This window comes from Roseomonas sp. AR75, assembly GCF_005222815.1.
Classification (GTDB): domain Bacteria; phylum Pseudomonadota; class Alphaproteobacteria; order Acetobacterales; family Acetobacteraceae; genus Falsiroseomonas.
Genome location: NZ_STGB01000005.1, coordinates 257,828 through 270,408, shown reverse-complemented (window position 1 = coordinate 270,408; position 12,581 = coordinate 257,828). Strand labels below are relative to the sequence as shown.

The 12,581-nt window shown below is 71.6% G+C and carries 13 protein-coding genes and 1 pseudogene; 5 read left to right on the top strand and 9 right to left on the bottom strand.

Going from position 1 to position 12,581, the window contains the following annotated elements; translation table 11 throughout:
- Positions 1-27: 27 nt before the first annotated feature.
- Positions 28-1,743 (bottom strand): 3-dehydroquinate synthase, encoded by a 1,716-nt coding sequence (gene aroB, locus E4T13_RS20955; protein WP_240791227.1) that lies wholly within the window; start codon positions 1,741-1,743, stop codon positions 28-30.
- Positions 1,744-1,792: 49 nt separating this feature from the next.
- Here aroB and E4T13_RS29985 point away from each other — a divergent pair, with 49 nt between their 5' ends.
- Positions 1,793-1,942 carry a hypothetical protein gene (locus tag E4T13_RS29985; protein ID WP_170985120.1) on the top strand — a complete coding sequence of 50 codons (150 nt, stop codon included), beginning with the start codon at positions 1,793-1,795 and terminating at the stop codon, positions 1,940-1,942.
- Between the two features lie 12 nt (positions 1,943-1,954).
- Positions 1,955-2,836: a site-specific tyrosine recombinase XerD gene (locus E4T13_RS20950; protein ID WP_137180294.1), complete on the top strand. Its 882-nt coding sequence runs from the start codon at positions 1,955-1,957 to the stop codon at positions 2,834-2,836.
- Positions 2,837-2,935: 99 nt separating this feature from the next.
- Here the strand turns inward: E4T13_RS20950 and E4T13_RS20945 are convergent, their stop codons facing one another.
- Both E4T13_RS20945 and E4T13_RS20940 read right to left on the bottom strand, forming a co-directional pair.
- On the bottom strand, positions 2,936-4,417 hold the full coding sequence (locus E4T13_RS20945) for a UbiA family prenyltransferase (RefSeq protein WP_240791268.1): 1,482 nt from the start codon (positions 4,415-4,417) through the stop codon (positions 2,936-2,938).
- Positions 4,395-5,675: a hypothetical protein gene (locus E4T13_RS20940; protein ID WP_137180292.1), complete on the bottom strand. Its 1,281-nt coding sequence runs from the start codon at positions 5,673-5,675 to the stop codon at positions 4,395-4,397. Before E4T13_RS20940 ends, E4T13_RS20945 begins: the two co-directional genes overlap by 23 nt.
- 291 nt (positions 5,676-5,966) lie before the next feature.
- Between E4T13_RS20940 and E4T13_RS30600 the strand changes: the two are divergent.
- Positions 5,967-6,224: pseudogene (locus E4T13_RS30600) on the top strand (hypothetical protein); the annotation flags it as partial.
- Here the strand turns inward: E4T13_RS30600 and E4T13_RS20935 are convergent.
- Together E4T13_RS20935 and E4T13_RS20930 are read right to left on the bottom strand one after the other, a co-directional pair.
- Positions 6,112-6,507, bottom strand: coding sequence for a hypothetical protein (locus E4T13_RS20935; RefSeq protein ID WP_137180291.1), 396 nt, complete (start codon positions 6,505-6,507; stop codon positions 6,112-6,114). The pseudogene E4T13_RS30600 and the gene E4T13_RS20935 sit on opposite strands and share 113 nt — an antisense overlap.
- Before the next feature lie 22 nt (positions 6,508-6,529).
- Positions 6,530-7,255, bottom strand: a complete 726-nt coding sequence (locus E4T13_RS20930) for a M48 family metallopeptidase (protein ID WP_137180290.1) — start codon at positions 7,253-7,255, stop codon at positions 6,530-6,532.
- 75 nt (positions 7,256-7,330) lie between these two features.
- Here E4T13_RS20930 and E4T13_RS20925 point away from each other — a divergent pair, with 75 nt between their 5' ends.
- On the top strand, positions 7,331-8,224 hold the full coding sequence (locus E4T13_RS20925) for a DMT family transporter (protein WP_170985119.1): 894 nt from the start codon (positions 7,331-7,333) through the stop codon (positions 8,222-8,224).
- Here the strand turns inward: E4T13_RS20925 and E4T13_RS20920 are convergent.
- From E4T13_RS20920 to E4T13_RS20905, 4 genes are read right to left on the bottom strand one after another with little or no spacing between them, the layout of a single operon-like run.
- The gene (locus tag E4T13_RS20920) at positions 8,214-8,528 is read right to left on the bottom strand and encodes a cupin domain-containing protein (protein WP_137180288.1); all 315 of its coding nucleotides are present in this window, start codon (positions 8,526-8,528) and stop codon (positions 8,214-8,216) included. The two genes, E4T13_RS20925 and E4T13_RS20920, sit on opposite strands and share 11 nt — an antisense overlap.
- On the bottom strand, positions 8,525-9,463 hold the full coding sequence (locus tag E4T13_RS20915) for a dihydrodipicolinate synthase family protein (protein WP_137180287.1): 939 nt from the start codon (positions 9,461-9,463) through the stop codon (positions 8,525-8,527). The genes E4T13_RS20920 and E4T13_RS20915 overlap by 4 nt, the downstream gene beginning before the upstream one ends.
- Positions 9,460-9,960 carry a YcgN family cysteine cluster protein gene (locus E4T13_RS20910; protein ID WP_137180286.1) on the bottom strand — a complete coding sequence of 167 codons (501 nt, stop codon included), beginning with the start codon at positions 9,958-9,960 and terminating at the stop codon, positions 9,460-9,462. The genes E4T13_RS20915 and E4T13_RS20910 overlap by 4 nt, the downstream gene beginning before the upstream one ends.
- Before the next feature lie 27 nt (positions 9,961-9,987).
- Complete coding sequence (locus E4T13_RS20905; protein ID WP_137180285.1) at positions 9,988-10,599, bottom strand: phosphohydrolase; 612 nt, start codon at positions 10,597-10,599, stop codon at positions 9,988-9,990.
- 124 nt (positions 10,600-10,723) lie between these two features.
- On the opposite strand from E4T13_RS20905, the gene E4T13_RS20900 reads away from it, so the two are divergent.
- A complete protein-coding gene (locus E4T13_RS20900) occupies positions 10,724-12,574 on the top strand; it encodes an alpha/beta hydrolase (protein WP_137180284.1) in 1,851 nt (616 codons plus the stop codon).
- Positions 12,575-12,581: the final 7 nt, after the last annotated feature.

The following is a 12,581-nucleotide window of genomic DNA, read 5'->3' as shown; positions in this document are numbered from 1 at the left end:
GCGATGCCGCATCCGCGAATCAATCAGCTAGGCCCCGCAGCCCTCGTCGCGCAGCAGGCGCTCCACCTGCTCGGGCGGCACGTCGCCTGCGGTGAAGCAGGCGCCCGGGCCCTTCAGCAGCACGAAGCGCATCGCGCCGTCGCGCGCCTTCTTGTCCTTGCGCATGCGCGCGATCAGCCGCTCCGCCGAGAAGGCACGGTCGAGGTCGCCGATGCGCGCGGGCAGCCCGACCGATTGCAGATGCGCGATCACGCGGCCCGGCAGTTCCTGCGCACAATGGCCGAGCCGCGCCGAGAGCGAAGCCGCGAGGCCGAGCCCCACCGCCACGCCCTCCCCATGCAGCAGGCCGCCGCCATAGCCGGTCTCGGCCTCCAGCGCGTGGCCGAAGGTGTGGCCAAGATTGAGCAGGGCGCGGCCGCCTTCCTCGCTCTCCTCCCGCTCATCCGCCGCCACGACAGCCGATTTCAGCCGGCAGGATTCCAGCACGGCATGCGCCAGCGCGGCCGGGTCGCCCTGCACCGCGCGGGGGCCGGCCTGCTCGCACCACTCCCAGAAGGCATCGCCGGAGATCAGCCCGTGCTTGGCCACCTCCGCCCAGCCCGCGCGCAATTCGCGCGGCGGGAGCGTGGCCAGCGTCGCCATGTCCGCCAGCACGATCCGCGGCTGGTGGAAGGCGCCGACCAGGTTCTTGCCGAGCGAGAGGTTGATGCCGGTCTTGCCGCCGACGGAACTGTCCACCTGCGCCAGCAGCGTCGTCGGCACCTGCACGAAGGGCAGGCCGCGCAGGGCGATGGCGGCGACGAAGCCCGCCAGGTCCCCCACCACGCCGCCGCCGAGCGCCACCACGGCCGTGCGGCGGTCCGCGCCGGCGCCCAGGATGTCCTCCAACGCGCCTTGGGTCGCGGCGAAGCATTTCGTCGGCTCGCCGGGCGGCACCAGGTGTTCGGTGAGGATGGCGAAGCCGGCTTCGCGCAGGCCTTCCCGCAGCGCGGGCAGGTGCAGCGGCGCGACCTCGGAATCGCTGACGATGGCCACGCGGCGGGCCGGCAGGACGGGCGCGAGCAGCGCGCCGGCGCGCGCCAGCAGGCCATCCCCCACCAGGATGTCGTAGCCGCGCGCCCCGAGGCCCACCGGCAGGCGCTGCGGTGCGCGATGGCCCGCGATGCCCTCGATCACGCGGCGGGTGGTGACCTCGGGCGGTTCGTCGGTGCAGTCCACGATGATGTCGGCCTCGGCGAAGAGCGGATGCCGGGCGGCGAGCAGGCGCTGCAGCACGTCGCGCGGATCGGCGTTGAGGAACATGGGGCGGTGCTCTCGCCCCGCCACGCGGCGCAGCAGCGTCGGCAGCGAGCAGCGCAGCCACACCGACAGCGCGCCGGACTGGCGCACCGCGGCGCGGGTGCGGGCATCGGCGAAGGCGCCGCCGCCGGTGGCCAGCACCAGCGGCCGGCCGGCCAGCAGCCGCGCGATTACCCGGCGCTCTCCGTCGCGGAAATGCGGCTCCCCGTAGCGGGCGAAGATCTCCGTGATCGGCAGCCCGGCCGCAGCCTCGATCTCGGCATCGGCATCCACGAAGGGCAGGCCGAGCCGGGCGGCCAGGCGGCGCCCGATCGAGGATTTCCCGGCGCCGGGCATGCCGACGAGCACGATCGCGCGCTGCGCGAGCGCCGCCGCGTCCTGCGCGGTCTCGGTCGGCTCGGGCGGCATCTCCTCGGAGGCCGCGAGGGCGGTGTTGCGTGACACGGCCCCCAAGGCTAGCACAGCCCCTAGCCGACGAGGATCCGCCCCGCCGATGTTCCGCAACCCCCTGCTGCTGCTGATCGCCATCGTGCTTGGCGTGCTGCTGCTCGGGCTGCTGGCAATCGGCGCCTTCCCGCCCTCGGTCACCCCTCAGCCGACCGAGCGGGCGATCCCGGCCGAGCGATTCGCGCCGCGGAACTAGAGCCGCGTCCGCATGGACCGCCACGTCGAGGCCTTCCTCGAGATGCTCGCCGCCGAGCGGGGCGCGGCGCGCAACACGCTCGGTGCCTATCGTGCCGATCTCGACGATTTCGGCGCGCATGCGCGAATCCGCGGTATCCCGCCGGCCGAGGCACCGGCCGTGCTGGTGCAATCCTATCTGCGCGCGCTCTCCGATGCCGGGCTCTCGGCACGCACCGCGGCGCGACGGCTTTCCGCCCTCCGGCAGTTCTTCCGCTTCCTGGTGCGCGAGGGCGTGCGCGCCGACGATCCGACCGAGCTTTCGGAAAGCCCGAAGCTGCCGGCGGGCCTGCCCAAGGCGCTGAGCGAGGCGGAGGTGGCGGCACTGATCGCCGGCGCGGCGCGGCTGCCGGGGAAGCGCGGGCCGCTCGCGGTTGCGCTGGTGGAGCTGCTCTATTCCTCAGGCCTGCGCGTCAGCGAACTGGTCGCGCTGCATGCCGGCGCGCTGCGCGCCGATGCGCCGATGATCGCGGTGCTGGGGAAGGGGAGCAAGGAGCGGCTGGTGCCGATCTCGCGCCGGGCGCGGGAAGCGGCGCAGGAGGCGCGCGGCGAGCCGAGCAAGCCCTCGCGCTGGCTGTTCCCCTCCCGCGCGGCGGAGGGGCACATCACGCGCCAGGCGGTGGGCGCGGTGCTGAAGGATGCCGCGCTGGCCGCCGGGCTCGATCCCGCGCATGTCAGCCCGCATGTGCTGCGGCACAGCTTCGCCACGCATCTGCTCGGCCGCGGCGCGGATCTTCGCAGCCTGCAGATCCTGCTCGGCCATGCGGACATCGCGACGACGCAGATCTACACGAAGGTGCTGGACGAAAGGCTGCGGCGGGTGGTGGAGGAGCATCACCCGCTCAGCACGGGCTAGAGCCATTTCACCGCATGCGGATGCGGTGAAACGGCTCCAGCGCTTTGCGTGAACGCTTTTTCCGAGTCGCCAAGCGATTCCGCTTGGCTTGAAAAAGCTCTAGCTCCCCGGGGGCGAGAACATGCCGGCGGCGTCCGAAGCGACGAGCGCCAGCATCAGCAGCCCGGCGAAGATGCACCAGGACACCCAGTCGCGCGAGGCATAGACGATGGGATCGTCATGCATGTAGCCGCGGGCGGTGGAGAGCCAGAGCCGGCATTGCCAGAACAGGATCAGCGGCACGCTCCCCCATAGCGCCTCGGGCCGGGCATAGATGCCGGCCTGCGACTTCTCCTGCACGAAGAGCGCCAGCACGACGCAGGCCGCGAAGGAGGCGACGACGCCGAAGATCTGCAGCATCGCGAGATCGGCGACCCCGTAGCCGCGCCGCGCGAGGGTGCGGCCGGAGATGCGCGCATCGCCGAGTTCCGCAACCCGCTTGAGGATCGCGAGCCCGAGGAAGAGGAAGCTGGCGAAGCCCAGCAGCCACAAGGACAAGCCGTGATCGGTGGCGACGCCGCCGCCGTAGAGCCGGATCGCGTACAGGCCGGCGAGCATGAACACGTCCACCAGCGGCATCTCCTTGAGCCGCAGCGTGTAGCCCAGTGAGAGCAGCCCATAGGCAAGCACGATCAGGACGCCGTCCGCCGCACCGGCCAGCCAGAGGCCGGCGCCAAGCAGCAGCGCGGCGAAGGCGAGCGCCTGGCTTGGGCTGAGCGCGCCGCTGGCAATCGGCCGATGGCGCTTGCGCGGGTGCCTTCGATCGGCATGCAGGTCGGCAAGGTCGTTGAGCAGGTAGATCGCGGAGGCGGTGCAGCAGAAGGCGGCGAACATCGTCGCGGCGATCAGCCAGGAATTGCCGTCATGCGCGGCTTCCGCCGCCAGCACGGGAACGAAGACCAGCAGGTTCTTCACCCATTGATGCGGGCGCATCGCGCGCAGCGCGGCGCGGGCCGCGCCCTCGTCCCGGTCGAAGCGCCGCTCAACCGGCGCGAGGCGGGCAGCGGCTTGTGCGACGCGCGGCGACGCGTTCACCAGCACGGCAGCCCCTGCCACGCGCCACACCGCGAGGTCGGCCGCGCTGTCGCCGGCATAGGCGAAGCCATGCAGGCCGAAGCGGCGAACCAGGCTGTCGGCCTTGGCTGCGCCCTTGTTGTTCCGCACGCCATCCGAGGCCAGCACCTCGTCGAACAGGTCGAGATGCGCGGCGATCGCATGCGCAACGCGCGCATCGGCCGCCGTGGCGAGCACGATGCGCCTGCCCGCCCGGCGCTCTGCGCGCAGCCAGGCGACCAGGGCCTTGTTGTAAGGCAGGATCGCCGGGTCGAGCGCGGCGAGTGCAGCGACGCGCGCCTTGAAGGCAGCCCGCCCTTCCGGCAGGACGCGCAAGGCATCGAGGAGATCGCTGGTGGCGCCGAGCGCCAGGACCGCATCGATGAGCGCGTCGCTGCGCAGCAGCGTCCCGTCCAGATCCACGCAGAGCGGCAGCCCGACCGGCGCGACCGCCGAGGCTGCCGTCTCAGAAGGCCGCGCCAGGTCCATCCGGCCCACCGCCCGCTCCTGCTGCCGTAAAGCGCGATCGTCGAACGGGAGCGAGGCCGCGACCCGCCCTCAGCTGTGCCTGCATGGCCAGAAGACCGACGCCACCCAGCAGGCAGACCAGCGGCATGATCGGCAGGCGGTATCGATACACGACGTAGAACAGCATGTGGACCGCCGTGTAGCCGGCCAGCATCACCATCAGTGCCGCAAGCGCGCGGCCCTGCCGGCGCCATTGCGCAAGGCTCGCCACGGCAAGCGCGCAGAGCGCGACGTACTGCGCGAGCCACGCCAGCCGCACCAACTGCTCGGCGCGCGAGGTCTGGTTGCGCCCGGTGTGCGTCGGCGGCTCCCAGAACGCGATCGCCTTGCGCACCGCAAGCGCGGTCGTCGCCCCGGGATTGTCCAGAATGTGGCGAAGGGCCATCGCCCCCAGTCGGCGATCCGCGCCGCGTTCGCCCTCGCGCATGCGCAACGCATGCCAGCCAGCGCCCATGGGCGTCTCGGCGATGCTCTGGAAGTAGGGCGTCGCGGCCGGATTGTTGCCGATGTAGAGGTTGAAGCCGCCGTTGTTGTTCAGTGCGTAGCCGCCGAAGGTGTTCAGGTTCCGCCACATCAGGGGCGCCGTGGTCAGCGCCGCGACCAGCGCTGCGACGCAAAGGTAGCCCGCCGTCGCCCGGGCGGAGCCCGTCGCGAACAGGATGACGAGAACGAGACCTGGCAGCAGGGCGAGGGCCGCATTGCCGGTCATCGCGAGCCATCCCGCCGCCACGCCGAAAAGCAGCGGGTTCCAGGCTGGCACTGCCGCGCCGCGCCCGCCTGCATGCGACGCCAGCGCCACGAGCACCAGGATGAGCGGGATCATGAGATTCTCTTTGGCGACATAGGCGGTGTAGACCACGGGCTCGAGATACACCGCGAAGAGCGCGGTCGCGCAGAGCGCCGCGGCGATGGAGCGGAACAGCGCGCGCGCGGCCAGATGCAGGAGCAGGATGGCGCCGAGGCCGAGCAGCAGGTTCAGCGCCTTGGCCGCGGCGATCTCCGGGCCCGTGAAGGACAGGACGGCGCCGAGCAGGATCGGGTAGCCGAGGCTCAGGAACGCAGTGGGTTCCCCGGCAAGGTTCGCGAGGCCGCGTCCGTCTGCGAGGTTGTTGGCGATGGCCCAGTAGCCGAGATAGTCGCTTTCCAGGGGCGAGGGGATCAGCAGCACCGCGAAAGCGCGCAACAGGGCCGCAACGCCGAGCAGCGTGGCGACACACACTGCCTCGCGACCTGTCCACTGCGGAATCGCAAGAAGATCGCGGGCAGCAGCCGGCTCGACCCTGTGCGATGGGAAGTCGCTCATGGTGGCAACGACGGGCTTTCGCTGTTCAATTACGATACGAGACGAGCGAACTGACCCTAGTCGGAGCCTGACGCTTCAAGCCATCACATTTTGCTGTACTTGTCACGAAATAGAAACTTTCCTCCAATTATTGGAATGTCGCCGATGCGCGGTGATGCCGTGCCAACGCTCTCGCGACAGCGGCCCGAATCGATCAACTGCGGCCAGGCAGACGGCGCGGATCGTCGCAGCCTGCGGAGCCTGCTCGGCCATGCCGACATCGCGACGACGCAGATCGACAGGAAGGTGCTGGACGAAAGGCTGCGGCGGGTGGCGGTGGAGCATCACCCGCTGGCAGCCGGTGGTGCCTGGGCTAGAGCCGCCCGATCAGGTCGCCGAAGCCCCAGATCAGCGTGCCCACGACCAGCAGCCCGAACCCCGCCTTCTCCATCACCTGGCGGTCGAGGTCGCGCTGGAGGCGCTTGAAGCTTTCGAGCCGGGCAGTGCGCTCGGTGCCGTCGGCGCGCTCCATGTCCGCCAGCAGCGCCAAGAGGTCGGCGCGCGCGATCAGGATCTTCCGGCTGGCGAGAACGAGGCCGAGCGCCGTCAGGACGGCGCCGGAGCGCGCGAACCAGACCCAGTCGCCGGTGGCCGCGCTCAGCCAGGCAAATCCCGCCACGCAGGCAAGCGACACCGCCAGGAAGCCGCGCACGACGTGGCGCAGCGCGCGCGAGGATGTGTCCGCTACGGTGGCGCGACGATCGGGCATGGTGGGGGCAGGTGGTTGCGCGCTATCCCACGCGCAAGAGCGCCGGCCCTTCCAGCCGCAGCCACTCCACGGCCGCGTCGCGGTGCGGCGTGAGCTGCGCGACCAGCGCCCAGAAGCGCGCGGAGTGGTTCAGCTCACGCAGATGCGCGATCTCATGCGCGACGACGTAGTCCGTCACCCATTCCGGCGCCATGACCAGCCGCCAGGAGAAGGCGAGCGTTCCGTCCGGCGCGCAGCTCCCCCAGCGGCTGCGCGTGTCCTTCACGCGGATCGTCCGCGGCTTGACGCCCAGCATTCCGGCATGCGGCGCGGCCAGCACCGTGATGCGCCGCTTCGCTTCCGCGCGCAGGAAGTCCGTGGCGCGGCGCCGCAGGAACTCCCGCGCGCCGGCGACGACGAGGTGCTGCCCATCGAGGAAGGCGCCGCCGCGCGCCCGCGGTTCGTGGCGGATCACATGCGGCTCGCCGCCGAGCAGGAAGGCGGCGCCCGGCGCGAACTCGATCATCGGCGTCAGCGCCGCGAGCCGGTCCAGCACCCACGCCTCGTGCTCGCGGATCAGCGCAAGGCCGGCGCGGCGACCGCTGCGCGGCGGCAGCGTGACGACCACGGCGCCTTCGCGCGGGCAGATGCGCATCGAGACGCGGCGCGCGCGCGTCGAGGGCCGCCACCGGACCGGGATCTCCGACGCAGGCGCGAATGCGCCGCGCGCCGGTGGCAGGGTGACGATCTCCGACTCGGGAAGCGGCATGGCCGCAGGATGCCGCGGAGCGGCCACGCTCCGCAACGGCTTGACAGCGCGGCGGCGCTCGCCGCGAGTGCGGCGATGCCCCGGCTGCTGCTTCATGTCTTCGCGATGCTGACCGTCGGCGCGATCTGGGCGCTGACGCCGGCGCTGGCGAAGCTGCTCATGCAGGCGGGCATGAGGCCGCTCGGTGTCGCCGCGATCAGCGCGGCGGTCGCAGCCTGCGTGCTGATCCTCGTCGGGCTCGCGCGCGGGCAGGTGCCGCCCGTCGACCGCGCGCATCTGCTGCAATATGCCGGTGGCGGCGTGGTGGGGCTCGCCCTTGCGCATCTCTTCGCCTTCACCGGGCTGCAGCGCGCGCCGGCGGGGCTTTTTGCACTGATGGTGCCGCTGTCGGGCCTGCTGACGGTGGTGCTCTTCGCGCTGGCCGGCGTGGAGCGCGCGGGCGCGTGGCGCTGGCTCGGCGCGCTGGTCGGGCTGTGCGGCGTCGCGCTGGCGATGGCGCCGGGCGCCGCGCTGCCCGACGCGTCGATGCTGCCCTGGGCGGCAGTGATGCTGCTGACCCCGGTCTGCTACGCCGTCGCCAACCTGCTTTCGGTGAAGCTCGCGACGCGCGGCACGCCGCCCTTGGCGCAGGCGGGCGGCACGGTGGTCTGCGCGGCGATGGGTGCGGCGCTGCTGGCCTGGCCGCTCGGCCATCTCGGCCTGCCGCCGACGCCCGGGCTGGCGGCGCTGCTGCTGATGCAGGGCGTGCTGACCGGCCTCGCCTACCTGCTCTACTTCCACCTGCTGGTGCATGCGGGCGGCGTGTTCACCAGCCAGACCGCCTATGTCATCACGCTGGCGGGGCTGGGCTGGGGCTTCCTGCTGTTCGCCGAGGTGCCGGGACCGCTGACGATCCCGGCGGCGCTGCTGATCTTCGCCGGCCTGGCGCTGGTGACGCTGGCGCCGAAGCCGCGTTCCGTCAGCCGCTGAAGGCCTTCATCTCGATCTCGACGAAGCTGAGCGGCGCGCTGCCGCCATTCACCACGTTGTGCTCCACGCCGAAGGGGCGTGCGTAGGAGACGCCGGCCTTCAGCGCCGCGCTCTGCGTGGCGCCGCCAGGCAACTCCAGGTGCAGCGTGCCGTCCGTCACCGGCACGACGACATAGGCCATGCCGTGGCGGTGCCAGCCGGTCTCCGCGCCGGGCGCGAAATCCCAGCGCGTGACGCGGACCTTGTCGTCGTCCACCTGCACCGTTGCGATGGCGGGCGCCCGGCAGCGCAGGGGCTCGCTCACTCTGCCGCGGCCTTCATGCCGAGGCCAGGCAGCGGCAGCACGCCGGCCGCCTGCATCGCGTCCCACGCCTTCTGGCCTTCGGCGGCCGTCAGCGGCAGATGCGGCGGGCGGATGGTGCGCCAGCCGTCATGGCCGGTGCTGCGCGCGATGATCTCGCGCAGGCCGGGGATCAGCGCGACCGCGGTCGCGGCCTTGCGGCTGGCGTTCAGCACGGCCTGCGCCGCATCGGCCTCCGGTCCCGTGCGCTTCTGGTAGACGATCTGGCCGAAGCGCGCATTGACGTTGCCGGCGGCCGTGATGCAGCCCGCCGCGCCGTCGCCCAGCAATTGCTGCAGCAGGTTGTCCGCGCCCGCGTACACCTCGAACCCGTCCTTGGCGAAGGCATCCACCATCGCCTTGGAATTCGCGTAGTCGCCCGAGCTGTCCTTCACGCCCTTGATCGCGCCGGGGAAGGCCTTCAGCAGCCGCTCGATCAGCGCCAGGCTGAACGGCACCGCGGATTGCTGCGGGAAGTGATAGAGATAGAGCGCGATGCCGCCGCCGACGCGGTTCACCACCTCGGAGAAATAGGCGAACAGGCCGTCGTCGCTCGGTCCCTTGTAGTAGAAGGGCGGCAGCAGCAGCGCGCCGCGGCAGCCCAGCGCCTTGGCGTGCTTCGTCAGCTCCACCGTGTCGGTCAGGCTGGCGCAGCCGGTGCCGGGCATCAGCTTCGCCACGGGCACGCCGCGCGCCAGGATGCCCTCCAGGATCTGCTTGCGCTCGTCGAAGCCGAAGCTGTTCGCCTCGCCCGTCGTGCCGAGGATGCCGAGGCCGTTGCAGCCATTCGCCAGCAGCCACTTGCAATGGTCGGCGTAGCGGTCGAGGTCCGGCGAGAGATCGGGCTTCATCGCCGTGAGCGCGGCGGCATTCACGCCGCCGAACAGCGCATCCTTCATGGCGTCGGGGTCCTTCCTTCGGGTTTCGTGGTGCGGGGCCGCGCGGCGCGTGGCGTGCGCCCGGGCCAGGCGACCAGATGGTCTTCCAGCGCGCCGGCCTCGCGTTCGCGGATCGTCTTGCCGGCCACGCTGACTCCGGCCTCCACCACCGTCGCCGGCGTGCCGGAGACCAGCGGGTGCCACCAGGGCAGGTCCTGCCCCTCGGCCAGCAGGCGATAGGCGCAGGTGGGCGGCAGCCAGTCGATCCCGGCGAGTTTCTTGGGCGTGAGCTTCACGCAGTCCGGCACGCGCGCGCGGCGGTTCGCGTAGTCCGAGCAGCGCGCGGTCGCGCCATCGAGCAAGCGGCATGCGACGTTGGTCCAGCCGAGCTCGCCCGTCTCCTCGTCGCGCAGCTTGTGCAGGCAGCAGCGGCCGCAGCCGTCGCACAGGCTTTCCCACTCGGCGCGCGTCATCTCGCCAAGCGTTTTCGTCCGCCAGAAGGGCTCGCCGGCTGCCATGCCGCTTCTCTAGACCTTGGCGGCGCCTCAGGCCAGCCGCGCGAGGGCGGCGAGGAAGCGCGAGGCCGCGAGTTCCGGCGGCCAGGGCTCCCAGGGCGTGCCGCCGAACTCGGCTGCCAGCGGGTCTGCCTGCATCACGGCCGCCCTGATCCCGAGCGTGGCGCGCACCTCCGTCGGCGACCAGCCCGCGACATGCACCGCCTCGGCCGCCGCGATGGCGATGTCGAGCTTCTTGTGCAGCCGCCGCTCCTCCTCCTCCCAGGGCGGCAGCGCGTAGCGTGTGGCGATGACGCTGGCGAGCCGGTCCTGCAACTGCCGGAATCCCTCTCCCAGGAAGGGTTTCAGCGGGGAGATGCAGTCGAAATTGGTCAGCCCTTCCTCCGCGTCGTGCAGCAATTCGCGGCGCAGCGCGGCGCGGCCGACGGCGGGCTTCGCGGCGCGGCGCAGCGCCAGCACCGCCAGCGAATGCTGCGCGACGGACAGCGGCGCCGGCCACACGGAATGCCCGCCCCAGCGGAAGGTGCGCGACAGGCCAGTGGCGAGGTCGGCATCGGTCCAGTCGAAGGGCGTCGGCGCCAGCAGGTCGAGTCGCCTGCCGGAGGGCAGCCGCACCCAGGCGCGCGCATCGGCGCGGGTCATGCCGCCAGCTAGACCGCTTCGCCGGCGGACGGAAGCCGCCGGCGCCGCATTGCGTTGTTGCCGCGCAGGGCTTCGCCTGTGGCATGCTGGCACGGCCGCGCGCGCGCGGCGCGGGAGGACGGCCATGAACGACAACGACGCCCCGGGCGGGCGCTCCGCCGCGCCGCCGCCTTTCTGGCCGATGGGGCCGGCGGGCACGGCCTCGCCCGGGAACTGGGCCGGCGCCTTCGCCGATCCGCTGCGCCTGGCAGACACCATCGCGGCCAATCCCGTGCTGCGCGGTCTCGACCAGATGTGGAACGCCAACCCGTTCCGCCGGATCATTCCCGTGGACTGGGCGGAGGTGGCCTGGGCGCTGCGCACCATCGGGCTGCGCAGCGCCGGCAACCCGCATCGCGCGCTGGCCGCCACCGCGGCGCTGCAGGCCGACCTCTGGCGCGCCGCGGCCGAGGCCTGGACCGGCACGGCCCGCCGCGTGCTCTTCGGCGAGGACGGCGCCCAGCAGGCCGCATCCGCAGACAAGCGCTTTGCCGCGGCGGCCTGGCAGGCAAACCCGGCCTTCCGCATGCTGCGCGACGCCTATCTGCTCGCTTCCGACTGGCTGATGAAGCATGCGGAGGAGGAGGCGATGGAACCGCGGCAGCGCCAGCGCCTGATGTTCCATCTGCGCCAGTTCACCGATGCGGTGAGCCCGGCGCTGCTCTTCGCCGCCAACCCCGCAGCGATCCAGCGCGCCGTGGAGACGGGCGGCGCAAGCCTGGCGCAGGGCGCGCGCAACCTGATGGAGGATCTGGCCGCCGGGCGCCTCTCCATGGCCGACGAGACCGCCTTCGCGCCGGGGCGGAACCTGGCGATGACGCCGGGCAAGGTGGTGCTGCGCAACGCACTCTGCGAGCTGATCCAGTACGAGCCCGCCACGCCGCAGGTGCATCAGCGCCCGCTGCTGATCCTGCCGCCCTGGATCAACAAGTTCTACATCCTGGACCTGCAGCCGAAGAACAGCCTGATTCGGCACCTAGTGGCGCAGGGCTTCACCGTCTTCGTCGTGTCCTGGAAGAATCCGGATGCGACGATGGAGGGGCTGGGCTTCGAGGACTACCTCCGCCTCGGCGTGCTGGAGACCAGCGACGCGGTGCGGGAGATCACGGGGTCCAAGACGCTCAACGTGATGGGCTACTGCATCGGCGGCACGCTGCTGGCGATGGCGCTGGCGTGGCTGGCGCAGCAGGACGATGCGCGCTTCAACGCCGCCACCTTCATCGTCTCGCTGCAGGATTTCTCCCGCGTCGGCGACACGGCGGTGTTCATGGGCGAGCCGGAAGTCGAGCTGATCGAGCGCCAGATGATGGCGCGCGGCTATCTCGACGCCCGCGAGATGGCGAACATGTTCAACCTGCTGCGCGCCAACGACCTGATCTGGTCGAATGTGGTGAACAACTACCTGATGGGCGAGCGCCCCGCGGCCTTCGACCTGCTGACCTGGAACGCCGACGGCACGCGCATGACGCGCGCGGCGCACTCCTTCTACCTGCGCAACACCTACCTGGAGAACCGCCTGGTGCAGCCCGGCGGCGTCGAGCTGGCCGGCGCGACGCTGCACCTGAAGGCCATCGCGATCCCCGTCTATGCCGTGGGGGCGGAGCGCGACCACATCGTGCCCTGGGACGCCGCCTGGCAGGTGACGCGGCTGGTCGGCGGCCCCGTCCGCTACGTGCTGGCCAATTCCGGCCATATCGCCGGCATCATCAATCCGCCCGGCGGCAAGGGGTTCTTCTTCGTGGCACCCGATGGCCCGCCTTCGGTCAGCGCGGAGGCCTGGAAACAGGGCGCGGAGCGCAAGCCGGGCTCCTGGTGGGAGGATTGGGTGCCCTGGCTCGCCGCGCAGGGCGGCAAGCGCGTGAAGCCGCCGCCGATGGGCAGCGCGGCGCATCCGGCGCTGATGGATGCACCCGGCAGCTACGTGCTGGAGAAATAGCGCGCGG

What these genes read in the sequence shown, in the direction of transcription:
- E4T13_RS29985 (WP_170985120.1), top strand. Translation starts at nt 1,793, where the DNA reads ATGTTCCGCAACCCCCTGCTGCTGCTGATCGCCATCGTGCTTGGCGTG.
- E4T13_RS20950 (WP_137180294.1), top strand. Translation starts at nt 1,955, where the DNA reads ATGGACCGCCACGTCGAGGCCTTCCTCGAGATGCTCGCCGCCGAGCGG.
- E4T13_RS20945 (WP_240791268.1), bottom strand. Translation starts at nt 4,417, where the DNA reads ATGGACCTGGCGCGGCCTTCTGAGACGGCAGCCTCGGCGGTCGCGCCG.
- E4T13_RS20935 (WP_137180291.1), bottom strand. Translation starts at nt 6,507, where the DNA reads ATGCCCGATCGTCGCGCCACCGTAGCGGACACATCCTCGCGCGCGCTG.
- E4T13_RS20930 (WP_137180290.1), bottom strand. Translation starts at nt 7,255, where the DNA reads ATGCCGCTTCCCGAGTCGGAGATCGTCACCCTGCCACCGGCGCGCGGC.
- E4T13_RS20925 (WP_170985119.1), top strand. Translation starts at nt 7,331, where the DNA reads ATGCCCCGGCTGCTGCTTCATGTCTTCGCGATGCTGACCGTCGGCGCG.
- E4T13_RS20915 (WP_137180287.1), bottom strand. Translation starts at nt 9,463, where the DNA reads ATGAAGGATGCGCTGTTCGGCGGCGTGAATGCCGCCGCGCTCACGGCG.
- E4T13_RS20910 (WP_137180286.1), bottom strand. Translation starts at nt 9,960, where the DNA reads ATGGCAGCCGGCGAGCCCTTCTGGCGGACGAAAACGCTTGGCGAGATG.
- E4T13_RS20905 (WP_137180285.1), bottom strand. Translation starts at nt 10,599, where the DNA reads ATGACCCGCGCCGATGCGCGCGCCTGGGTGCGGCTGCCCTCCGGCAGG.
- E4T13_RS20900 (WP_137180284.1), top strand. Translation starts at nt 10,724, where the DNA reads ATGAACGACAACGACGCCCCGGGCGGGCGCTCCGCCGCGCCGCCGCCT.